At 54.1% G+C, this 22,988-nt stretch carries 19 protein-coding genes and 3 pseudogenes; 7 read left to right on the top strand and 15 right to left on the bottom strand.

Annotated features, from left to right (window positions below):
- Positions 1–53 precede the first annotated feature (53 nt).
- On the top strand, positions 54–1,046 hold the full coding sequence (locus AB4Z35_RS19645; protein ID WP_442098793.1) for a LacI family DNA-binding transcriptional regulator: 993 nt from the start codon (positions 54–56) through the stop codon (positions 1,044–1,046).
- A 19-nt stretch (positions 1,047–1,065) separates the two neighbouring features.
- On the opposite strand, the pseudogene AB4Z35_RS19640 reads toward AB4Z35_RS19645, so the two are convergent.
- From AB4Z35_RS19640 to AB4Z35_RS19630, 3 genes and pseudogenes are all read right to left on the bottom strand, one after another.
- A pseudogene (locus tag AB4Z35_RS19640) lies at positions 1,066–1,184 on the bottom strand (transcriptional regulator); the annotation flags it as partial.
- Positions 1,185–1,407: 223 nt separating this feature from the next.
- A complete protein-coding gene (locus tag AB4Z35_RS19635) occupies positions 1,408–2,826 on the bottom strand; it encodes an aldehyde dehydrogenase family protein (RefSeq protein WP_442098791.1) in 1,419 nt (472 codons plus the stop codon).
- Between the two features lie 12 nt (positions 2,827–2,838).
- A complete protein-coding gene (locus tag AB4Z35_RS19630; RefSeq protein ID WP_442098839.1) occupies positions 2,839–3,879 on the bottom strand; it encodes a homoserine dehydrogenase in 1,041 nt (346 codons plus the stop codon).
- A gap of 361 nt (positions 3,880–4,240) precedes the next feature.
- Between AB4Z35_RS19630 and msrA the strand changes: the two genes are divergently transcribed.
- Entirely contained in the window at positions 4,241–4,747 is a 507-nt protein-coding gene (gene msrA, locus AB4Z35_RS19625) for a peptide-methionine (S)-S-oxide reductase MsrA (protein ID WP_108215682.1), read from the top strand.
- Between the two features lie 294 nt (positions 4,748–5,041).
- A complete protein-coding gene (locus AB4Z35_RS19620; RefSeq protein ID WP_442098789.1) occupies positions 5,042–6,400 on the top strand; it encodes a DUF4041 domain-containing protein in 1,359 nt (452 codons plus the stop codon).
- A gap of 298 nt (positions 6,401–6,698) precedes the next feature.
- Here AB4Z35_RS19620 and AB4Z35_RS19615 read toward each other — a convergent pair whose 3' ends face one another.
- The gene (locus AB4Z35_RS19615) at positions 6,699–7,208 is read right to left on the bottom strand and encodes a hypothetical protein (RefSeq protein ID WP_442098788.1); all 510 of its coding nucleotides are present in this window, start codon (positions 7,206–7,208) and stop codon (positions 6,699–6,701) included.
- Positions 7,209–7,612: 404 nt separating this feature from the next.
- Here AB4Z35_RS19615 and AB4Z35_RS19610 point away from each other — a divergent pair.
- Positions 7,613–7,852 (top strand): annotated as a pseudogene (locus tag AB4Z35_RS19610) (NYN domain-containing protein); the annotation flags it as partial.
- Positions 7,853–7,905: 53 nt separating this feature from the next.
- Here the strand turns inward: AB4Z35_RS19610 and AB4Z35_RS19605 are convergent.
- From AB4Z35_RS19605 to AB4Z35_RS19575, 7 genes are all read right to left on the bottom strand, one after another.
- Positions 7,906–8,487 carry a hypothetical protein gene (locus AB4Z35_RS19605; RefSeq protein WP_442098786.1) on the bottom strand — a complete coding sequence of 194 codons (582 nt, stop codon included), beginning with the start codon at positions 8,485–8,487 and terminating at the stop codon, positions 7,906–7,908.
- A gap of 182 nt (positions 8,488–8,669) precedes the next feature.
- Entirely contained in the window at positions 8,670–9,107 is a 438-nt protein-coding gene (locus AB4Z35_RS19600) for an Lrp/AsnC family transcriptional regulator (RefSeq protein WP_030130664.1), read from the bottom strand.
- Entirely contained in the window at positions 9,104–10,492 is a 1,389-nt protein-coding gene (gene thrC, locus AB4Z35_RS19595; protein ID WP_442098784.1) for a threonine synthase, read from the bottom strand. Before thrC ends, AB4Z35_RS19600 begins: the two co-directional genes overlap by 4 nt.
- An 18-nt stretch (positions 10,493–10,510) precedes the next feature.
- Complete coding sequence (locus AB4Z35_RS19590) at positions 10,511–11,401, bottom strand: LysR substrate-binding domain-containing protein (protein WP_442098782.1); 891 nt, start codon at positions 11,399–11,401, stop codon at positions 10,511–10,513.
- Between the two features lie 51 nt (positions 11,402–11,452).
- Positions 11,453–12,889 (bottom strand): amino acid permease, encoded by a 1,437-nt coding sequence (locus AB4Z35_RS19585; protein ID WP_442098780.1) that lies wholly within the window; start codon positions 12,887–12,889, stop codon positions 11,453–11,455.
- Between the two features lie 136 nt (positions 12,890–13,025).
- Positions 13,026–14,294: a cystathionine gamma-synthase family protein gene (locus AB4Z35_RS19580; RefSeq protein WP_442098837.1), complete on the bottom strand. Its 1,269-nt coding sequence runs from the start codon at positions 14,292–14,294 to the stop codon at positions 13,026–13,028.
- A gap of 579 nt (positions 14,295–14,873) precedes the next feature.
- On the bottom strand, positions 14,874–15,374 hold the full coding sequence (locus AB4Z35_RS19575) for an Lrp/AsnC family transcriptional regulator (RefSeq protein WP_442098778.1): 501 nt from the start codon (positions 15,372–15,374) through the stop codon (positions 14,874–14,876).
- 119 nt (positions 15,375–15,493) lie between these two features.
- On the opposite strand from AB4Z35_RS19575, the gene AB4Z35_RS19570 reads away from it, so the two are divergent.
- From AB4Z35_RS19570 to AB4Z35_RS19560, 3 genes are all read left to right on the top strand, one after another.
- Positions 15,494–16,528, top strand: coding sequence for a histone deacetylase family protein (locus AB4Z35_RS19570; protein WP_442098776.1), 1,035 nt, complete (start codon positions 15,494–15,496; stop codon positions 16,526–16,528).
- A gap of 50 nt (positions 16,529–16,578) precedes the next feature.
- Positions 16,579–17,631 (top strand): ornithine cyclodeaminase, encoded by a 1,053-nt coding sequence (locus tag AB4Z35_RS19565; RefSeq protein ID WP_442098774.1) that lies wholly within the window; start codon positions 16,579–16,581, stop codon positions 17,629–17,631.
- 176 nt (positions 17,632–17,807) lie between these two features.
- Positions 17,808–19,223 carry an amino acid permease gene (locus AB4Z35_RS19560; RefSeq protein WP_442098772.1) on the top strand — a complete coding sequence of 472 codons (1,416 nt, stop codon included), beginning with the start codon at positions 17,808–17,810 and terminating at the stop codon, positions 19,221–19,223.
- Between the two features lie 317 nt (positions 19,224–19,540).
- Here the strand turns inward: AB4Z35_RS19560 and AB4Z35_RS19555 are convergent.
- The 4 genes and pseudogenes from AB4Z35_RS19555 to AB4Z35_RS19540 form a co-directional block, all read right to left on the bottom strand.
- Positions 19,541–19,639: pseudogene (locus AB4Z35_RS19555) on the bottom strand (transcriptional regulator); the annotation flags it as partial.
- Positions 19,640–19,679: 40 nt separating this feature from the next.
- Entirely contained in the window at positions 19,680–20,528 is an 849-nt protein-coding gene (locus tag AB4Z35_RS19550) for an amidohydrolase family protein (RefSeq protein WP_442098770.1), read from the bottom strand.
- A gap of 28 nt (positions 20,529–20,556) precedes the next feature.
- On the bottom strand, positions 20,557–21,846 hold the full coding sequence (locus AB4Z35_RS19545) for an MFS transporter (protein WP_442098833.1): 1,290 nt from the start codon (positions 21,844–21,846) through the stop codon (positions 20,557–20,559).
- Positions 21,847–21,979: 133 nt separating this feature from the next.
- Positions 21,980–22,711, bottom strand: coding sequence for a GntR family transcriptional regulator (locus AB4Z35_RS19540; RefSeq protein ID WP_442098768.1), 732 nt, complete (start codon positions 22,709–22,711; stop codon positions 21,980–21,982).
- Between the last annotated feature and the right edge of the window lie 277 nt (positions 22,712–22,988).

Here is a 22,988-nt window from a genome sequence, read left to right as displayed (position 1 = left end):
AAGCCCGGGCCATGTGTCATGATTCTGCGTCAACCTGACCGGCCTCGCCTCGCATGACTTCAGTGAAAGACGTTGCACAGCTGGCCGGCGTGTCCCTGATGACGGTTTCTCGAGCGCTCAATAATCCGGAAAAACTGAGTCCCGAAACCCTTCTGCGGGTGCGTCGCGCCATTGATGAACTGCAATTCGTACCGAGCCTGTCGGCGCGCAAGATGCGCGGCGACAACCTCCAGAGCCGAACCATCGGTGTGTTCGCGCTGGACACCGCGACCACACCGTTCGCGGTCGAGTTGCTGCTGTCCATCGAACAGACCGCGCAGCAAGCAGGCTGGAATGTATTTATCCTCAACCTGCTAAGCAACCCGCCCACCGACCAGAATATCGACCTGATGCTATCGCACCGTCCCGACGGGTTGATCTTCAGCGCCATGGGGTTTCGCCACGTGAACATTCCCGAGCGCTTGAAGAGCAAACCCCTGGTACTAGCTAATTGCCTGGCAGATGACAGTCGCTTGGTGAGTTATGTGCCAGACGACGAAACAGGGCAGTATCGAGCGGTACATCATGCGTTGAGCCAGGGCTATCGGCGCCCTCTGTGCATCAATCTGCCAAAACAGAGTCTGGCCTGGGGCCTGCGGCAAAAAGGCCTGCAGCGTGCCTGTCTGGCATTCGGACTGGCGCCTGACGCGCTCCTGCAATACAACCTTTCCGATCATGATGCCTATGGTGAAACCGCAGGTATCCTCGACCGGCATATCATTGATGGTCGTCCCCAGTTCGACATTCTGATCTGTGGCAACGACCGCATTGCGTTTTGTGCCTATCAGCTGTTGTTGGGCCGAGGTCTGAAAATTCCCGACGATGTCGCCGTGCTCGGCTACGACAATATGATCGGTATCGCTGAGCTGTTCATCCCGCCGTTGACGACGGTGCAACTGCCGTACTACGAGATCGGTCGTAAGGCTGCCCAGCACCTGATCGAGACCATTGAGGTATCGGGAACCCAGCCAGTTGATTGTCCATTGGTGGTCAGGGCATCACTATAAGGATTAGTTAATTTGGTGATAGCACAGTCTCGAATTCGATTTCTTTCTTGAGCCCAGCATCGTCTTTCAGGGCTTCGAGAGCTTGGAGTTGTTCGGCTAGGTTTTTTCGAGTTGACGAAACTCTGCGAGCTTGGACACGGTTAACCTCGTAAATGATTGCATGCAGATGTGAGATAGGGTGAACCAAAGAAGTTGTCCGTTCACCGCTTTACAGTTGAGGTCAGGATATCTCACAAAGCATCGGGCGTGCACTTCTGTGTAAGTTCGTGCGACCCACTTCCATTTTTTTAGCACAAGGGACATCGGGCGTCAGAAAAAAGCCTCCACCCGATGTGAGCCGATGGCAATTTACTTCGTAGGTTTAATCCAGCTCGCTGATGCAGACCACTTTAGGCTGCGTCATGTCCTCATACGCAAATCGAACACCTTCGCGCCCCAGACTTCCGTACTTAAAACCACCGAAAGGCATGGCATCGAAACGATAATCGGAAGAGTCATTGATCATCACACCACCCGCTTCAATCTGACGCGCTAGTTTCAAAGCTTTGGAAATGTCACGTGTGAAAAGACCTGCATGCAAGCTGTACTCTGTTGCGTTAGCCAGAGCGATAGCGTCTTCAAGATGGTCAAAAGGCTCCAGGATAACCACCGGCGCGAAGACTTCCTGCTTCCAAATCGTACTGCTATGCCTCACATGCTCAAGCACGGTCGGCGCATAGCTTCCCACTTGGCGATGGTGCCCACACAGAACAACGGCCCCCTCGGCCAGTGCTTCGTTGACCAATTGTTCGGTACGACGGGCCGCCTGTTCCGTAATCATCGGGCCTACATCCGTTGCTCGCTGGTCAGGATCACCCACTACTAAAGCGCGCGTTTGGCTGACAAAACGCTCACGGAAGTCCTCATAAATTGAACTATGTATAAGGATGCGTTGAGTGCCGATGCAATTCTGCCCTGCTGCCCAAAAGGCACCAGACACACAGGACTCCACGGTCGGTTCGATATCACAATCTTCAAGCACAAGAACCGGGGCATTTCCTCCCAGATCCATTGCTAGCTTCTTCAATCCGGCACTACGAGCAATGGCCTCACCCGTGGCAAAACCACCCGTAAAGGAAATCATCCGGACTTCGCGAACCTCCACCAATGCTTTACCCAGGTCGACGCCACCAGTAGCCGGGGTAATCACAGAGGGTGGAAGCCCCGCTTTCACCAAGCACTCAACGAGCTTGAGAGCAGACAATGGAGCGAGTTCCGAGGGTTTCAAAATCACGGCATTGCCACCGGCGATTGCCGGGCCGAGTTTATGGGCGACCAAGTTCAGCGGATCGTTGTAGGGAGTGATCGCAACGATAAGCCCCAACGGTTCCCGCGTGAACCAACCTTGACGCGACTCCGATCCTTCATAAGCCCCAAATGGAATCACTTCCCCGGCGTTACGACGTGCCTCTTCCGCCGAGAGCTTCAACGTGTTCACGCAACGCTTCACTTCCTTCTCTGCTTGTCGCAGCGTTTTTCCCGCCTCTGCAACGATCAGCCTGGCAAACGCATCAGACTCAAGCTCCACACACCGGGCGGCGTCCTCAAGAATGCGCGCACGCAGGTGACGAGGCATTGCCGCACTCTCGCGCACGCCGATTCGCGCGCGCTCCAGCAAGCCCGGAACTGCGGTCGCATCGAGGCAAGGGACGCTCCCTACCAAGCGACCATCGAATGGACTGAACACATCAATCTGTTTGGATTCAACAAGCTGGATACTGGCCATGCTGGATACGCTCATGACTATCTCCTGTTATTTGCCGTAGGTGGTGTGAATGGCGACGATGTCCGACAGCAATGCGAAGGCCGTCTCGATACGCCCCGCTCCCGGGCCCGATACGGTGACAGCGCCCAGCAGTCCAGTATTGAACGACACGGCATTCGTGGCGCCGACAATACCTGCCAGAGGATGTGAGTTCGGCAGCAGCCGGGCCTCGACACTCGCACGAACCGAACCATCGGTTTCACGATAGGCTGAGCCAATCAGTTTCCAGCTCGCGCCATTGGCACTTGCCTGGGCAATATCTTCCGCGTTGATATTGCTGATACCCGAACACGCTACATCGCTGACATTCAGTCGTGCATTGAGCAGTTCGTTGGCCAGGATCACCACCTTGAGGCGTACGTCAAACCCTTCCACATCGGCGGTTGGATCTGCCTCGGCATAGCCGAGCTGTTGCGCTTGTACGACGGCATCGTTGAACGCCAGGCCGTCTTTCATCTGGGTGAGCACGTAGTTGGAAGTGCCGTTCAGGATGCCTTCGAAGCCTTGTACGCTGGCACCCGCCAAGGCCTGCTTGGCCAGACGAATCACGGGGGTGCCACTCATCACCGCCCCCTCGTATTCGAAAGCGACCTGGTTGCGACGGGCCAACGCCTTGAGCTCGGCACCGTGCAGCGCAATAGGGCCCTTGTTGGTTGTCACTACATGAATGCCGCTTTCCAAGGCCCAGCGGCAAAAGGTAGTTGCAGGCTCGCCATCCACTGGATTGGTAAAAGTGGCCTCAGCGATGATGTCTGCACCGGAATGCTTGATCACGGTTTCGTTGAAGGCCTCAGCATTGCCGCCGGGCAGTTGAGCGAATGCGCCTTTCTCAACCGGCAGCGCAACCAGCTGCTTCGCATCCAGACCGTCTTTAGCGACGATTGAGCCGAGGAACAGATCGGTGACACCGACAATTTTGATAGTGAAGCCCAGGGCCTCTTTCCACTCGGCATTACGTTCGGCGACCAATTGAGCGAAGCCACGGTTCACGCCACCAAACCCTACCAAGGCAATTTTGTACTCAGTCATAAACGCTGTTCCTATATTGATGTCGTTCGATAGGAACATCCTAAGAGCCGGGATTTGGCAGTTGAATATGGCAGAGTGCTGTATTAGCTGGGCGTTTTGCCCAAGCACGATGTTGTCTGCGAAATTGCACTTCACATGATCACCCGTTTGCATTCGACCTGACCATCGATTGCATCAGATTTGACCAGCACGCTTCGTAACCAGGATCGGTAAAGAATTACCCATTGCCACCGGTATCGGCGACAGGCAGAAAGCGGCCAAAAGCGATCATTCCAGTACTGTTTGCACGAAACCTTGGAATTGGCCAACACGCCCTCATAACAATGGCTATACCCAACGTCTCCGAAAGGAAGGACAGACCATGACCAGACAAACCGAAACTGCCATTCTCGCCGGCGGCTGCTTCTGGGGTATGCAGGATCTGCTACGGCGCTATCCCGGTGTGCTGCACACGCGGGTCGGTTATACCGGCGGCGATGTGCCGAATGCCACCTATCGCAACCATGGCAATCACGCTGAAGCCATCGAGATCGTCTTCGACCCTGCCGTGATCAGCTACCGGCAGATTCTTGAGTTCTTCTTCCAGATACACGACCCCAGCACGCCCAACCGTCAGGGTAATGATCTTGGCCCCAGCTATCGTTCAGCGATCTACTACCTCAGCGAACAGCAACGCGACATCGCCGAGGACACCGCTGCCGATGTCGATGCCTCACACCTGTGGCCAGGCCGGGTAGTCACCGAAATCGAACCGGCGGGGCCCTTTTGGGAAGCTGAACCGGAGCACCAGGACTACCTCGAACGCATACCGAATGGCTACACATGCCACTTCATCCGCCCGAACTGGAAGCTTCCCAAGCGCGCCTGAGAGTCGCGTTTGTGAGATGCAGAGGTGCCCGCCTCTGGCCGCTAGCTGCCTTCTGTGAAAGGCAGCTTCACGCCCTGAGGAAGTCAGTCAACCAAACTCTCAGTTAGCCAAGCTCGCAAGCGACTCCCGCGTCTTATTGCGCTCATCGCCACGGGGAAGGGTTTCGTCATAACGAAAAACGGGCACGCCAGGAGTTTGCTCGTGGGTACAGAGTCAAAAACGTAAGAGTAACGCGGCGTGCAGCCCGCTCTGCCGCCATGCATTAGGAATATCTCAGAAACGAGGAAGGAACCTATGTCCCTTAGCGACTATTGGAAAGGCCCCGCTCACCGGCAACGTGCGGATGATTTGGAAGTCCAGCTTACGGATCTCCAAACGCAGTATGCGCAGCTACAAGCGCTCACTATGAAGATCGGCGCCATGGACTTCTTGGAGGTTCAGAGGCTGATCGAGCAAGAGAAAGAGAAGCTTGCTGCCATGCACCAAGAAACTGAGCGCGCTGAGCAGGAGGTGGCAGCGCTAGCGCAACGCTCCTCTGATTTGCAAGGGCAGATACTCGTATGGGAGGAGACGTTACTACTAGAAAGCTTTGCGCTCTATGAACCCAAGTTCAAGTTAATCACCAGCCAAGAATACAAGTCCAGACTGGACAGTGTCCGCGACCGTCAGAAAGCGATGATTAAGGGCGGGGAGGCAGCGACCGGGAACATGGACTGGACGGTCAACGACAGCAAGGCCCAAGGTCGCAAGCTCGTGAACGACATGATCAAGCTAGTGATTCGCTCGTTCAACAACGAAGCCGATTTCTGTGTGGACAACGTGAAATTCGACAACGTCGAACTGGGCGAAAAACGAATTCTCAAGTCGTTCGAAACCTGCAACCGGCTAGGCAAGATTATGAGCGTAGAGATATCCCGCACTTACCTGAGTCTCAAGCTCGATGAACTACACCTTGCCCAGGAGTTTCAGATCAAGAAGCAGGAGGAAAAGGAAGAAGCTAAGCGCGCCCGTGAAGAGCTGCGGGAACAACAGAAGCTTGAACAAGAGATTCGCGCAGCCCGGGAGAAAATCGCCAAGGAACGTAAACACTTTACGACCGCCATGCGTGACCTCCAAGCTCGCCTCGACAAAGTAGAATCTGAAGAAGAGCGCGCCGCCCTGCTAGCCAAGCTAGCCGAGATTGAAGCCGGCCGAGCAGAACTGGAGAGCGAAGAAAAGCTCATTGACTATCGCGAACAGAATGCCAAAGCCGGCTATGTGTATGTGATCTCCAACCTAGGGGCATTCGGGGAAGGGATTTACAAGATTGGTATGACCCGCCGCCTGGAGCCCATGGATCGGGTTGATGAGCTTGGTGACGCGTCGGTGCCGTTTTGGTTTGACGTGCATGCGATGGTCTTCTCGAATAACGCTCCCGCATTGGAAGCAAAACTGCACGAACGCTTTGCCGTAGGTCGCCTCAACAAGGTCAACGGACGCAAGGAGTTCTTCCGTGCGGACATTGCTGAGATCGAAGCTGTCATTCGAGAAAATTACGATGCTGTCGTCGAGGTCACCCACGAAGCGCCGGCAGAACAGTATCGCGAAAGCCTCCGCATGGCATTGCCCAAGCCTGCTATCCAGCAATCGGAACGAATGGCGGCACAAAGCTAAACTTGCCGTTTGGATGCATATGCTTGTTGATTAGCTTGGTTTTGTAGGGGCTCATCCAACTAGCATATAGGCGAAAAAGTCCGCTTTCGGCCAAAAGCAGACGGTGAGCGGAGCGATCAGCAAATGAGCAGCTATGCTTGGATGGTTGTCGGAACTGATCAGCGTGCTGCCGCCCCTTAGCTTAATCGTAGATATCCTATGCCAAAATCAATCCTCGTTAATAACTGGCGCCGAACCCACTGGAGTAGTTAGGTAAGCCAGCACACTGGAAATAGCATCTACAGTTTTCGCATCCACTTTAACGCCTCCTTGCCTTCTTTAAAAAGAAAGCAGAAACGCAGATCACTAAAAGACCAACGACACCGAGCACCCAGAAACTACTTTTCTTACCCCCAGCCAGCCGCTCCTCGGACATCGCCCTACTGATAATTTCTTTCCCTTCCACCACCAATACGACCAATTTCCGCTGCTCTATTGCAGGAAAGATTTTTTGGTCATACCAGAAAACACTTGCATGCCGGCCCAATAACTCAGAACTTTTTCGCTTCGTGATGCATGTCGAATACCCTCTCAAACTCGAAGCACAGGTGAACCAATACACATTATCACCATCGGTGATTTTGGTCATAAGCTTACCTCTAACCCTTTCCTCCGAAAGCACACCCGACGATTCATTCAACTTATTTGGAACCTGTGCCGACGACTGATACCACAACATAACAACCGCAAACGCGAAATAACCAAAAAGACTAATTATCGCAAAACTTCTATAGGAAGCCCTAGAAAGACTTGATGCATTAGTACCCATTCTTTTCTCCACCACCAAAAATAAGAATGTTTCGACTTTCACCGTAACTGGCTGTCCGGCATGTACAAATTCGATGTTTTTTCCAGCATAGCCTCATTTTCAACCGGTGATCCTTGAGCACGATCACCATCAACGGTTAAGCCGCTGTCACTACGCCCCCGACTGCCCGACTTGGGTCGTTCTCTGCCGGTCATGGCCACGAAGCATGCTGGTCAAATCCGATGCAAATGACTGGTCAAGTCGAATGCAAATGGGTGGGCAAGTCTGTGAAATTACCTAGGCTGTTTTGGCGAACCGACTTTTTCAACAGAATCGGCCGATTTCTGCCCTTCGCGACAGGCACAAATCGGCCAGTAGCAGACGCTCGGCCAAGTTCGCGTTCGGCCAGAAGCAGTCACTTCCAAATTCACGCAAGGAACAGAAGACTTACCGCTGCAGCATTTGCCGAAGATTTACTCGAAGAAATCGCCAAGTACGGCGTTGCCAATGTCAAACGGATCTATGACGATGGGATTGATCTTCAGTTGGGTGGATGGAAGAAGGTGCTGCTCGAACATTCGATTCAGCTCATCCAACAGTTCGCGTACACCAAAGGTAAGAACACAATAGACAGCGCCTTGACCTTCGACGCAATAGACCTGCTGCTCCAGAGTTTGGGCAGTAGCATATTCAGAAAAAACCTACTTTAGCGATGAACTCAACATTGATGCATCACAAAAGCCCCGAAGACAATATGTTTAACCGCCCGATAAAGCTTCAACACCTCAACATTAGAAAGTACTTTTTCACCAGGATGAAAATCCACGCTCAAACTAATTTTTCCTTCGTACGCGCCACGAATAGAGCAGATAGACTGAAACATACAGTCAAAGCGAAAATACTCATAATCGCGTAAATCTTTAAAAATCAGAAATTTCTTTAGGTCAGCTTGATCAGAGCGAAAGACCACGAAATCATTCGTCGCCTCCACCAACTCCAAGGTACCGCTGCTACTTTTGATGAACTCGTAGGTAGACCTACCTGGGTCATTCATTCCAGCATCGTTACGTTCAAGAAATACCCTAATCTTCTCAACATTGCTGCCAACGATATCTACACCGCTGATCAAAATCGACTGACGCTCCTCTTCTGAACTAACTCCTCTTGAAATCACATCTGAGTTCAAACAGTACTTCACACCATCAACCAAAAAATAATTCACCTGCTGGCTTTCAGTGACAACACTACTCCATATCCACACAGCAGCTAACACTACCGCAGCCAGAACATAAAACCTCATAGCTATCGTCCCATCATACTGAATCGACCACAGTTTAGTAGATGATTTGAAGGTCCGCTTCTGGCCGGTTTCTGCCCCTCACGGAGGGCCGCTATGGGTCGTTCTCTGCCGGTCATGTCCACGAAGCGTGCTGGTCAAGTCCGATGCAAATGGCTGGTCAGGTCAATGCAGTTACTCAGTTGTCAAAACACCGCAGAAAGGACGAACGATGTCACGGTATTTTCCACCCCTGGCATGGCCGCGATTTCCTTCCACACGAGATGGACACGTTCAGGTGTGGCTGCATTCACGCGCAGCATTAAATCGAACTCACCACTGAGTACTTCACATTGCACGACTTCGGGAATGGAGCGCAGCGCAGCCAGTACTTCTTCGCCACGCATGCGGTCGTAGCGGTAGACGAAGATCACCGCGCTGATAAGCGACGTAGGCCGCCGCGACTCACCGAGAAGTACCGTATAGCCCTGGATCGCACCGTCGCGCTCAAGACGCTCGATGCGCTGGCGCACCGCATTGCGCGACAAGTTGATCTTGGCACCCAGTTCGATATGGGCTATTCGCGCATTGGCGGTAAGTTCGGCCAGTATGCGTTCATCCAACGGATCCAGAATGCGCTTCATGCAAGCCTCTGCTGCGCCAGACAAAGAGCCTGGCACAGACCGTCCAGATCGCCCTTGGCCAGGTACGGTGGTTGCGCGCGCACCTCGACATTGCTCGGAACGCTTGCTTGCCAGACGCCCAGCTCGGCCAACAGCGCCGCCGACTTGGCTGGCGCAATTTGCCCGAAGGTGACCATCGGCGCACCCAGGCTGCGGCGATGAAGCCTGCCAGCCAGTACACCGACAGCGGTGTGAGGATCGATGGCTGAGCCTGTCTCGCGGAACAGCTCGACTACCTCATCGCGCACCTGGGATTCGTGTACGGCATAGGAATCGAAGAGTACTCGAGCACGCAGCCATTGCTGGTTGCCGATGCTCATTTCTCCGCAACTTTCAAAATGCTCCATCAGTGCTTTTGTTGAGCAGCCATCGTGCTCGTAAATCGCCCAGATAAACCGCTCCAGGTTGGAAAACAACGAGAAGTCCATCGCCGGCGACACTGTTCGATTAGTCATCCGGGTGGAGTAGCGATTGCAATGAAAAAACTGGTGCAGGGCATCATTGCTGTTGGTGGAAATGATCACCTGATTGATGGGTAATCCCATTTTCTGCGCAATGTAGCCGGCGTAGATCTCGGCCGAGCTGGCAGCTGGAACGCTAAAGCCAACGGGACGCGAGCCACCGCCCAGTTGCAAGGCCGCGTGGAAGTAAAAAACGATCTGGGCCAGGACGCCGATCCAATTGGTCGAGTTGAAACAGATCGGCAACACTCCGTCCAACGGCCACTCACGCAAGAGTCGGGAGACCAGCGTCTGGCAATCATCGAAATTACCGTCAACCGCAAACAGCTGAACCCGCTGCGGGCCGGCTGCCTGCAAGGCACTGAGTTGCTCAGGCGCAAGCCCTTCGCGCGGATACAGTATCGCCATGCGGGCGGCCGGGCAGTTAGCAAAGGCTTCAAGCGCCGCGACGCCGGTATCACCGTTAGTTGCACCGACCACCAACGCTTCTTTACCGACCTCCTCCAGAAAATGCTCGACCAGGCGCGACTGCAACTGCGCGGCGAAATCCTTGGAAGAATGGGTCGGGCCATGAAACAGCTGGAGTATCCACTCGTTATGCCCGATCTGCTCAAGCGGCGTAATAGCACGGTGCTTGAATTGTTGATAGCTGTCGCTGAGCAAGGCACGCAGGGTGTTTTCGTCTATGGACGAGCCAACGAAAGGCGAAATGACTCGCCAGACCAACTCATCAAACGGCAACCACGACCAGCTGGCAATCTGTTTCTCGGTGAAGACAGGCAAACTGGCCGGGACATAGAGACCACCATTTTCGGCGAGCCCCGACAGAACCACACTGCGAAAATCAGCACGCATGTCACCACCGCGAGTGCTTACATAATGCATGACAACTCCAAATCAGTTTTACAAAAGGCGATGGGCTTGAGCCACCAGCCAGGTAGAAAAATTTGCGGCATCAGGCGATAGCACTTCGCTCTGTTCGTGCACCAGATAAAAGGATTCGCTTGCCTCGATTCGGTGACTGAATGGCGCAACCAATTGCCCATTCTTAAGCAAATCCTCGACCACGGAAGACCGTGCCAGCGCAACGCCCTGCCCCAATTCGGCCATGCGGATCGTGGAAATCAGCGTGTCAAACTGAAGGCCACGGGAATAGTCGACGTCGTCTGCTCCAACGCGTTTCAGCCAGTAACCCCAACCTTCTTCGTACCCCAACACATGCAGCAGGGAATGGTTCATCAAGTCGCGAGGCTCATGTATGGGTGAGCTGGCCATGAGCTTTGGGGAGCAAACAGGCTGAAGGATGTCCCAAGTCAATCGCTGAGCGTGCAAGCCCGACCACTCACCGCATCCCCAGCGAATCTCCAGGTCATCCTCACCGTCTGGTTCTTTCACCCAAATATTGCTGATATATCGAATATCAATCTGGGGATACTCCCGACAAAAATCTGCGAGCCGGGGGGCCAACCAATAGTGAAGAAAGGAAAGGCTGCCGCGCACCTTCAAATGTCTTCGATTGTGCTGGCCGAAAATCTCGTTTGTGCCGACTGCAAGGCGACTGATCGCGTCTTGTACGACAGGCAGGTACGACTGCCCTTCCTCGGTCAAGCCAAGCCCTCGAGGTAAGCGCTTGAACAGCGCCACCCCAAGGTGACTTTCTAATTGACGGATTTGCTGACTCACAGCCCCTTGAGTCAAATGGAGCTCTTGCGCCGCGTGGGTAAAGTTCAAATAACGCGCCGATACTTCGAATGCCCTCAACCAATTCAAGGGTGGTAGTGACTTTTGACTCATCGGCGCAACCTCATCAGGGCTTTATCTATGCTCAATCATTGCCTGAGAAATTCACGCGGTGCTAGAGGAATGAGCAACTGCGGCTAAAGCCAACCGCTCTGCTCTCTTGTTTCGAGTGATCCAGTAAACGAAATAACACCACGCGATAAAGGGGAGGCCGAAGTAAAGCGCCACTCGCTGCTCAGGATCAAAAGCGATACCCACACAGGCCAGCAGACAACACAGCAGTGCACCGATAGGCACCCATGGATAGCCATGCACACGGAAATGCAGGTCTTCAACTCGTCCGCCATTAGCGACGTATTGACGACGGAACGCGATCTGGCTTGCAGCAATGCTCATCCACACGACTACGACCGCCAGACCGGAAATGGACACCAAGGCCAAGTAAACCGTATCAGGGGCAAACACACTGCTGAGCAGAGAAGCCACTGCACCCGCCATACTAAGAACGATGGCGTTCACCGGTGTGCCCCGACTGGAAAGCCTGGCGTAGCGCTTAGGCATATGTCCTTGATCGCTCAATGTCCACAGCATGCGCGATGCTGCATACAGCCCCGAGTTAGCGGCGGAAATCAGTGCTGTGAGAATGACAAAGTTCATAATGTCGGCAGAGTATGGGATGCCAATCAGCTCAAACACCATGACGAACGGACTTTCTACGAGCCCCGCTTGCTCTCGTGGCAGTAACGTCGCGAGGACGAAAATTGTCCCCACGARGAACAGCGCCAAACGTACCACTGTCGTGCGGATTGCCTTGGGCACGCTAGTTTGTGGATCTTGCGCTTCACCTGCCGCAATCCCGATCAGCTCGGTTCCGGAAAATGCGAAGGAAACAGCCAGGAGGGTCATTGCAATGGGTAAGAACCCGGTGGGGAAAAGCCCCTCACGTGTGAAGTTGGATAGTCCCGCACCCTGCAAATTCTGTACTTGAAAAAGACCGAAAATTGCCGCTCCGCCGATCACAATGAACGTGATAACAGTCAGAACCTTAATCAGCGAAAGCCAAAACTCAGTTTCCGCAAACAACCGGACAGAGACAACATTGCTCAAGAAAACTGCAATGGCAAACAGCGCACTCCAAATCCAGACCGGTGTGTCAGGAAACCACCGAACCATCAGTATGCCCGCTGCTGTAAATTCTGAACCGATAGCTACTGCCCAAGTGAGCCAGTAAAGCCAGGCCACTGTGTAGCCTGTGCCTGGGCCCAGGTATCGCGTTGCGTAGCTACTGAACGATCCGGTTTCTGGCATCTGTACAGCCAACTCACCGAGACAGACCATGACTAAATACACCATCACTGCACCGATGATGTAAGCGATCACTGCGCCAAGTGGCCCTGCCTGATTAACCGTGTAACCGGAGGTAAGGAATAATCCCGTACCGATCACACCGCCCAGTGCCAACATCACGATGTGGCGTGTTTGCATTTCCTTTTTGAAACGCGAGTTTGGATCGGGCTGATTATCTTCGATATGCGTGGACATAGTTTTATTCTCATGAAATGTTCGGACAAACACCTTGTAACCGGCTTTTGGGCAGTACAATTTTGTCGTCGCTGGATTTTATTATTTTCATTCTTCATGAAGGGCTTAAGATGAATATCGAAAGTCCTGCCCGTATTCAGGCTTCTACCTCAATGAAACGTTGGGCACTGTCAGCGTGAAGGCTTGCATCACCTTGTTTACTTCGCACTAAAGCGAAGGCTTGTTTTAAATCAGCCAATAAATCTGCTGAATCTTCAATACCTACTGACACTCGAACCAAACCTTCGGAAATTCCGAGTGCCTGACGTTCTGCCAAGGTATTTTCCACATGACTGGTCGTCCGGGCCGGCCCATAGATGGTCTCGACAGCTCCTAAGTTACCCGCCCGATGCGCATATCTGAGCAGTGGTAGCAAACGGGTCACTGTGTCCATGCCTCCTTTAAGCACGAAGCTGACGATGGCTCCGAATCCGTTCATTTGCGAACGAGCGATGTCATGACCTGGATGCTGAGGCAACCCCGGATAGTTCACAGACTCGACCAGCGGCTCGGTACAAAGGTACTCGGCCAAAAGCTTCGCGCTCGCCTGTTGCTGTCGAAGACGCAGAGCCAGAGTCTTGATGCCTCGGATGATTAGATACGCCGAAAAAGGATCCAGCGAGGCACCATTGATTTCGCGGTAATGGCGAACTTGAGACATCAAATGCTCGGCGCCGCAAACCACACCACCGAGTACATCACCATGACCGGACAGGAATTTGGTCGCGCTGTGCACAACCACATCAACGCCTAAAGCGAGCGGATTCTGATTCAGAGGCGTCGCGAATGTATTGTCCGCGACAACCAAAGCGCCCACTCGCTTCGCCGCTGCCACAAGGCGCCGAATATCAACGATTTTCAGCGTTGGGTTCGTGGGTGTTTCCAGATACAGGACGTTGCAGCCTTTAGCGATCTCCTGCTCAAGATCCACAGTGTCGAGCGTATCGCAAAGGATTACCTCCACGCCCATGCGTGGAAGAAACTCCTCAAAAATTTTGTTCGTACCACCGTAGCTGTCACGTGTAGAAATCACACGCTGCCCATAGGATATGAAGGTGTGTAGTACACCGCTGATTGCGGCCATTCCGGTACTGAAAGCTACAGCCGACTCTGCGTTTTCAAGCTCACAGAGTTTATCTTCCAAGACAGAGACAGTGGGATTGCTCATCCGGCTGTAAATGAAGCCGGGCTCCTTTCCCAATGCCACGTCATACCACTTATCGATATCGTCATAGCCATAGGCGGCACTGACCACGATGGGGGTCTGGGTCGCATTGTAGGGATGTTGAACCTGCTCTCCTCCCCATACGACTCGAGTTCCCATCCCAACCTCTGAAGCTTGGACGGCGCGCTTCTTATTCTCCATAAAACTGTCTCGCATCAAGGGAAACACAACCGTGTTCCAAGTGGGTTTGGGAGGACTATAAGGAAGGCTCATGCTTGTGAAAAATCATGATATCCGGGAGTAAGGGGTGCTTTTTTTAATGGCTGGATACGGGTTACCGAGTGTCAAACCATTACCAACTGAGAAGGCCTCACCAACATGCAGCGGCGAGATATCACGAGCTTGGGTGTGCCGTACTAAGGCACCCCGGAGGTGCAGAGATGAACGCAATGACTCCTGACGGTCGCTACTTTGTAGTCAAAGGGCAGCTGTGGCGTTGCACCAACCCATCGCTCAGTGAGGACGCGGCAGCGGTTGGTCAACGATCTCATGGCAGCGCGACGTCTAACGAATCGGCTGCTTAATCCACCGGCAGGTAATGCAGTCGCTTCTGATTGTCGCTCGACTTCCCTTACCGCGGAGCGCAACAGGCCACGCTACAGATAGCTGAGCATGATTTCCTCCTCGAAGGGGCGTCACTGAATCAACCGGTAGCCAAGTGCCGCCGGAACAGGACAGCCTGTAACGCAGCTTCAAAAAGGTGATCCACCCCCTTCCCATTCAGTCCTTGCTCGATTTGGGTATAGCTATACGACTACTGGTCTTGACCTCACGCAATGCCAGGCTGGACTGGATGGAGGCAATACCCACCTGACGCCTGAGCACCTGCTCGATAAAGTCACTGTAGCTATCAAGATCCTCTGCCAACACTTGCAGCACGTAATCGGCGTCACCGGTGATCTTGTGACAGGACAGCACTTCGGGCAATTGCGCAATCACCGCCTCGAAAGCGTCCGGAGCGTGATCGGCATGGGTGGAAAAACGGATGTGCACGAACGCCATGATGTCCAGCCCCAGCATTCGTCGATCAAGGTTCGCCTGGTAGCCCTTTATCACGCCCGCCTCCTCCATTCTCTTACGCCGCCGCCAGCAAGGCGTCAGGCTTAACGACAAGCGCTCGCTGAGCTCGGCGTTGGAAATACTCGCATCTTCCTGCAGCAACCTGAGTATCGCCAGGTCGGTCTCGTCGAGACTGATGCGTTTGGATGATTTTTTCTGCATTACACCATTCCTGAGTAAAAACGCCCGAATAACCTAGAAAACCACGAAAACAAAGCAAAGAAATCGCATCCCGGCCAGAACAGAATATTTGCACTGGCTCACAATAACGGATGCGCAGAATGTTTACAGTTTTCAGTGATTCTCACCGCTTGCACCACGGCACCGAATTGAAAGATGGCGTGCTCAAGCCGTCGTTCGAACAGCCCAGCCGAGCCGACACTGTCCATAGTCGAGTCAAGCAGGTAGGCCTTGGCCAGATCGTCGAACCACGTGTGTTTGACCGCTCGTGTTACGTCAACGCACACAGCGAGCGCTACGTCAGCTTTCTGGAAAGCGCCTGGACAGAATGGTGTGCAACCGGACGTACTCATGATGCCCTGCCACTGGTATGGCCAGTGCGCGATCTGGCCAACGAGCAAGTGCCGACTTTCATCGACGGCAAGCTCGGTTTCTATGCCATGGACGCCGGCTCGCCCATTACCGCCACTACATGGCAAGCGGTAAAAACCAGTGCCGATATCGCCCTCACCGGCCTCGCGCTGATCGATGAAGGCCACGACAGTGCATTCGCCCTGTGCCGTCCGCCCGGCCATCACGCAGCGCGTGAATACATGGGCGGCTACTGCTATCTGAACAACGCCGCCATTGCCGCACAGCAGGCCATTACCCAAGGCGCCCAGCGTGTTGCGGTACTGGACGTCGACTTTCACCATGGCAACGGCACGCAGAACATTTTCTACGGGCGCAGCGACGTCTTGTTTGTCTCGCTGCACGGCGAACCTGCGGTGTCCTATCCGTACTACTCGGGCTACAGCCACGAAGTCGGCGCAGGCCACGGCGAAGGTTACAACCTGAACTATCCGCTGCCGAAAAACACCACCTGGGAAAGCTACCGCAACGCCCTGCTCCACGCCTGCAAGAAACTCCAGCAATTCGCCCCTGAAGTGCTGGTCATTTCACTGGGCGTCGACACGTTCAAGGACGACCCCATCAGCCACTTCCTGCTGGAAAGCGAAGACTTCATCGGCATCGGCGAGCTGATAGCGGGTGTGGGCTGCCCCACCCTGTTCGTGATGGAAGGCGGCTACATGGTCGATGAAATCGGGATCAATGCGGTCAACGTGCTGCATGGTTACGAGAGCAAACGCGCCTGAGTCATCCCCTGAGTCGCAGCACTTCAACTATTGAACCGGAGAATAAAAACATGACTCTTTTTATAGATGTCGATCATGCCGCACGCCTGTTCGCCTACGTGGGAATCCGCCGGGCAATCCGCGAGATGGCCGTTTACATCGAAGCTGACTATTCACGCTGGGCGCAGTTTGATAAGTCGCCTCGCACCGCCAATCATTCCACCGACGGGGTGATCGAGTTGATGCCCACCGACGATGGCCAACAGTATTCGTTCAAATACGTGAATGGCCACCCGGACAATGGTCAAAAGGACTTGCTGACCGTCATGGCTTTCGGTGTGCTGGCCGATGTCCACAGTGGCTATCCAACCTTGCTCAGTGAGTTGACGCTGACCACTGCCGTGCGCACGGCAGCGACTTCCGCATTGGTCGCACAATCTCTAGCGCGTCCAGGTGCAAGCTCCATGGCAATAATCGGCAACGGTGCCCAGAGCGAATTTCAGGCCCTCGCCTTCCACGAAATGCTGGGCATCAATGAAATCCGCATTTTCGATCTTGATCGCGACGYTTCAATCAAGTTGAAGCAGAACCTCGCTGCATTCCCCGGAATAGAGGTGTTTATGGCCAACTCGATACAAGAAGCGGTGATGGGAGCGCACATCGTCACCACGGTTACCGCAGACAAAGCCTACGCAACGATTTTGACGCCCGAGATGATTGAGCCCGGCATGCATATCAATGCCGTCGGCGGTGACTGCCCGGGGAAAACCGAACTGCACGCCGACATCCTGCGCAATGCCCGAGTCATCGTTGAGTTTGAACCTCAGACACGGATTGAAGGCGATATTCAACAACTGGAGGCCGACTTTCCCGTCGTCGAGTTCTTCCGGATTGTTCAGGGCGAAGTCCCGGGACGCGAGAACGACGCACAGGTCACCGTTTTCGATTCGGTGGGTTTTGCCCTGGAAGACTTTTCGTCACTGCGCTACGTGCACGACCTGGCGCGGGAGCATGCCATCGGTGAGCGCATCCATCTGGTGCCGACGCCTGCCAACATAAAAAACCTCTACCAACTGCTTGATCAGCAGCCAGCAGTTCCTTCGCGCCTGCGCACAGTCAGTTGATCGCCATAGGTGAGGCCTCCTGAGCAAAGTGCCAAGGGGCTACTCACCATGTGAGCGGACGAGAAACCCTGCCACCCGCAAACCACCACCGTCAGTAGCCGTTGCATCTCCAACAAGAACGCTAGACACCCACTTTTCTGCCAAAACTCAAAAACATAAAATCAAGAGGTTTTGTAATGAAATCGACTCCGTCCGAGCGGGTTGAACAGCCCGCGCTGCAGCGCACCCTCAGCAATCGTCACATTCAGTTAATGGCCATGGGAGGTGCCATCGGTACCGGTCTGTTTATGGGTTCCGGGAAGATCATCGCCCTCTCCGGCACGTCGATCATCCTCATCTATATGATCATCGGTCTGTTCGTCTACTTCGTCATGCGCGCGATGGGTGAACTGTTGCTCTCCAACTTGAACTTCAAAACCTTCGCGGATTTTGCCGGTGCCTATCTTGGCCCACGCGCAGCATTCTTTCTCGGCTGGTCATACTGGCTAAGCTGGAGCGTTGCAGTGATAGGTGATGCAGTCGTGGTGGGTGGATTTTTTCAGTATTGGTTCCCCGATGTACCCGCCTGGATACCGGCGATCGGCATGCTGATGACACTGTTCGCCTTGAACGTGCTGACTGTCAGGCTCTTCGGTGAAGTGGAGTTCTGGTTCGCGATTATCAAAATCATTGCCGTCGTCACCCTGATTGGCGTAAGCATAGTGATGATTGCCAGCTCCTTTGTATCACCCAGTGGCGTTACTGCATCCCTGAATCACCTACTGGATAAACAAGCCGCCTTCCCCAACGGCCTGTTTGGTTTCTTTGCAGGATTCCAGATGGCAATCTTCTCCTTTGCCGGCACCGAGCTAATCGGTACTGCAGCCGCAGAAACTCGCTCCCCAGAGAAGACCCTGCCTAAAGCCATCAACTCGATTCCGCTGAGAATCATCCTGTTTTATGTGCTGGCACTGGCCTGCATTATTGCAGTGACGTCCTGGCAACAGGTTTCGCCCAACAAGAGCCCCTTCGTCGAGCTGTTTCTGGTTGCAGGGTTTCCCGCAGCAGCCGGTATCGTCAACTTTGTGGTACTGACATCCGCCGCCTCATCGGCCAACAGTGGCGTATTTTCATCCAGTCGCATGCTGTTTGGACTGGCCAATCAGGACAACGCACCGGGGATTTTCCGGCGTCTGTCGAGCAATAGCGTGCCTTTGCTGAGCCTGGCGTTCACCACACTGTTGATGCTGGTGGGCGTGCTGCTGCTGTTCATCGTTCCAGAAGTAATGACCGCGTTCACCATCGTCTCTACCGTGTCGGCAATCCTGGTGATTTTCACTTGGTCGACCATCCTCGCGTCGTACATTGCCTATCGTAAAACTCGTCCTGAACTGCATGCGAAATCGACCTACAAGATGCCGGGCGGCGTGCCGATGGCCTGGTTCTCCTTGGCCTTTCTGGGCTTTGTTCTTTGTCTGCTGGCATTGAGACCAGACACCCGAATTGCCTTGATGGTCATGCCGGGGTGGTTCATATGGTTGGCAATTGCTTACCAGTTGACCTGTTCCAGAAAACCCAAAACCGCTGACGGTTCGGCAAATCAATACAGCTGATGTTCACCTGATGCCTTTCGGTGCCGATGAGTGAAGATCGCGTCACCGAAGCGGCACTTCCAGGATGACTACAGGCTTAAGAGTCCCAACTGAAGGCCGTCATATTTCATTGACGGCCAACTCTGCGGATGAACGATTCGGTTTGCTGACAAAAGGTAAGACGCCGTAAGCAAAACTGCACTAACTCGTCCCTGTGACTCTCATTGCCAACTTCCCAAAATCCTCCAGAAAGTGTCGGGCCGTTTTTCCGTCCCGGGCAGCCATTACATACCAAACAAAAAAGGCCATTGGAGGGCACTTTTGTACTCAAACCAAACTCACTTGATCAGCCAGGACTCAACGGTCGCGGCGCCGTATTGTCCTTTCCATTCCTTCAGAGTCTTGTGGTTGCCGCCTTTGGTTTCGACGCCTTCGTTGGTGTGGAATTTATATAGACCTTTACTTAACCAACAGAAATCAACAGCTCACGGGCAAGTCAAATCTAAATAACTCTCGAGGCCCTTCCACTAGCAACGACCGCATAAGCTGAGTCGAACACTCCAACGCTTGAAGATGCTCCACCACCGTACCAAAACTAATGCTGTCCTCATGTTGGGTATGCGGCCAATCGCTGCCCCATACCAAGTGGTGAAGGCCAAAACTTTGCTCCAACAGAGGCAATGCCCTCCGGGCGAATTCCAGATTCTGTTGCGGCGTACCTGCCAGACGATAGATACCGGAAACCTTCATCCAGATCCGTCCGGTGAGCCCCAGTTCCAGCATTTGAGGAAAGCCTGGTTGATCGACGCTCAAACGCGCATCCGGACGACCGAAGTGATCGATCACGAGTTTAATGCCAAACGGCATCAGTTGGCGAAGCAGTCCCGGCAAGTCCTCCACTTGGCGGTGCAGCTCGACATGCCAGTCAAGTTCGGCGATTTGCCTGAAGAACTCTTTCCAGGCCGCATCGCGAAAGTCAGGCAAGGCTTTGCCCATCAAGTTCAAGCGAACGCCAACTACCCCCAATCTAGCCATGTCGTTCAACATGCAGCGGCTGACGTCGCGCTCCAGCACCACGACGCCTCGCAACTGCTCCGGTGCCTGCCGCAACGCCGAAAGCAAGTAGCTGTTGTCGGTACCGAGAAAGCTCGGCTGCACCAACACGCCATGACTCAGACCATGGGTTCGCAAATGCTCCAAGTACTGCTCGAGCGTGGCGTCGTAGCCAGGGGTATAACGCCGTGCAGCGGCCAGGTTCAGCTCACGACTAAACACGTGAGCGTGGGAATCGATGCCGGTGATCGGCCTGGAACAGGTATCAAGCATGGCTTTCATCTTTCGAAGGTAAAGGTCATCAGGCCCGCGCACTCTCGTTACCGTTGACCGTGGATTGCATCGAAGTATTCGAAGCTTCAAGGGCACGACCACGGGTCTCCGGCAGGCATAGTGCCGCGATCACAGCCACGCCATAAGCAATCCCTGCGTCGATACCGATGGCAGACCCCAAGGACATGGAGTCGCTCATATGACCGACCAGAAACGGAAACACTGCAGAGAGCACCCGGCCAAAGTTGTAGCAGAACCCCACACCAGCGCCGCGCACGTCCGCCGGGTACAGCTCGTTGAACAGCGCCCCGAGGCTTGCCGGAATACCCGCTGCGAAGAAGCCGAGCGGGAATCCCAGGAACAGCATCTGGGTATTGGTCAGTGGCAGGAATACATAACACTGCACAGTGACGACACAGCACAACGCGAACAACACGATGTTTTTTCGACGGCCAATGCGGTCGATCAAAAAGCCACTGACAACACATCCACACCAGAAGGCGAAGATAATCACCGCCAGGTAACCACCAGAGTTCAGCACCGAGAGGTTGCGCTCAGTCTTGAGGAACGTCGGCAGCCAGGTCATCACCGCGTGGTATCCACCGTGCGCGCCCAAACCCAATAGACCACCGAATAGCGTCACGCGAATCAGCTCGGGGCGGAAAATACCAGCCAGCGACTTGAAGAAACTTTGCGGGATGGCTTTTTCTTTTTGCAGACGCTGGAAACTGTCCGGTTCCTCAACATTGCGCCGTACCCAGATAATCAGGAACGACGGCAGCAAGCCAACGATAAACATCACACGCCAAGCCATATCCTGCGGCACGAACGAGTAAATCAACGCAAACACGCCGACCGCCAGCCCCCAACCCACAGCCCAGGCGCTTTGCACCGTGCCCATCACCTTGCCACGAAATCTAGGGTTGATGGTCTCGGCCATCAGTACTGCGCCGGCAGCCCATTCCCCGCCAATACCGAAGCCTTGCAATGCTTTGACAATCAGCAACTGGTGGAAACCAGTCACGAACGCGGAGAGAAAGGTGAAGAACGAGAACCACAAAATCATCCATTGCAGCGTGCGTACCCGGCCGTAGCGATCGGACAACGTCCCCCCTACCCAGCCGCCGATGGCTGAAGTGACCAGCGTGACTCCGCTGATCAGCCCCGCATCACCCTTGGTCAAGGCGAATGCGGCGATCAACGCCGGAATCGCCAGGCCAAACATTTGTACTTCCAGCGCATCGAGCGACCATCCGCCGAAGCAGGCCCAAAACGTTTTGCGCTCCCGAGGAGTGACTTGGCGATACCAGCTGAACATGGTTCTTATCCTTATAAGTGGAACGTAAGGCAGCCGAGAGCGAACCGCACCGCTACAGGGCCAGTTTTGGCAAACAAACAGGAAACCAGCGACGAACTGCGCGTCGCTGAACAATTCGCTACAAAGGCAGGCGCTAGCGAATATCCACGCTGTAGCGGAAGTGCTCCGCGTGCCCGCGAGAGCGACGCCACTCCAGCGGTGTACCGGCGTAATCACGGGCCAGACGCTCGATCACCACCACCGGACTGTTAATCGGCACCTGCAACAGGCGCGCGTGTACGTCGTTCACCGACTCGGCGGTGAGKGTCTCTTCTGCGTAGGCAACGACCTGACCGCAGAGGTCTTCGTAGATCGGATACAGCAATGGCCCTTTCAGACTGAGGTCGGTCTCGAGCAACGGTTGAAACCGGCTGCGTGGCAGCCAGATTTCTTCGGCGAGCACTGGCTGAACCTCCAGCAAACGCAAACGGACAATACGGATAACCGGCGAATCGACGGGCAGCCCCAGCGCCTGGGCTACCGCCGAAGGTGCGGCCACTGGCTCAATCGACAGGATACGGCTCTCCGGTACCTGACGCTCACCGGCAGCGGTCTGGAATCGAAAGAAGCGGAATAGAGAGGATTGAAATTGCGGTCGGCGGATGAAAGTGCCTCGCCCCTGCTGACGCTCCAGAATGCCCTCACTGACAAGCGCATCGATCGCTTTGCGTACAGTGCCGGTGGACAATTGATACTCCGCTGAAAGCGCAGCCTCGGTGGGAATCGCCTCGCCAGGACGCCAGCGATTTTTGGCGATCTGCTCAGCCAATTGGTCACGCAGACGTTGGTAGAGCGGCAGGCGAGTGTCACTGGGAAGAGAACTCATCGACTTTATTCACCTTGTTATATAGTCATCTATATGAATATTGCGATGAGTATTTCCCCAGACGACTCGGCTGTCAAGACGCGGCGAGGCGCCTTGCTGACGAAAGGTGAGCCACGGCACAAAGAAACTCACGTCGAGTCAACTCTGTGAGTCTCACGCCGACTTTCCAAACTCCCCCAGAAAATGCAAAACCGTTCTTCCGGTCCAGAGCTGCCATTACTGTAGACAGTAAAAAAGGGCCCTTTAGGGTTAATGCCAGTCAGTTAAGCGGTAATGC

Source organism: Pseudomonas sp. KB_15 (genome assembly GCF_052114525.1).
Lineage (GTDB): Bacteria > Pseudomonadota > Gammaproteobacteria > Pseudomonadales > Pseudomonadaceae > Aquipseudomonas.
Note: the sequence above shows the minus strand (reverse complement) of the source record. Positions and strands in the feature narration are given on the sequence as shown.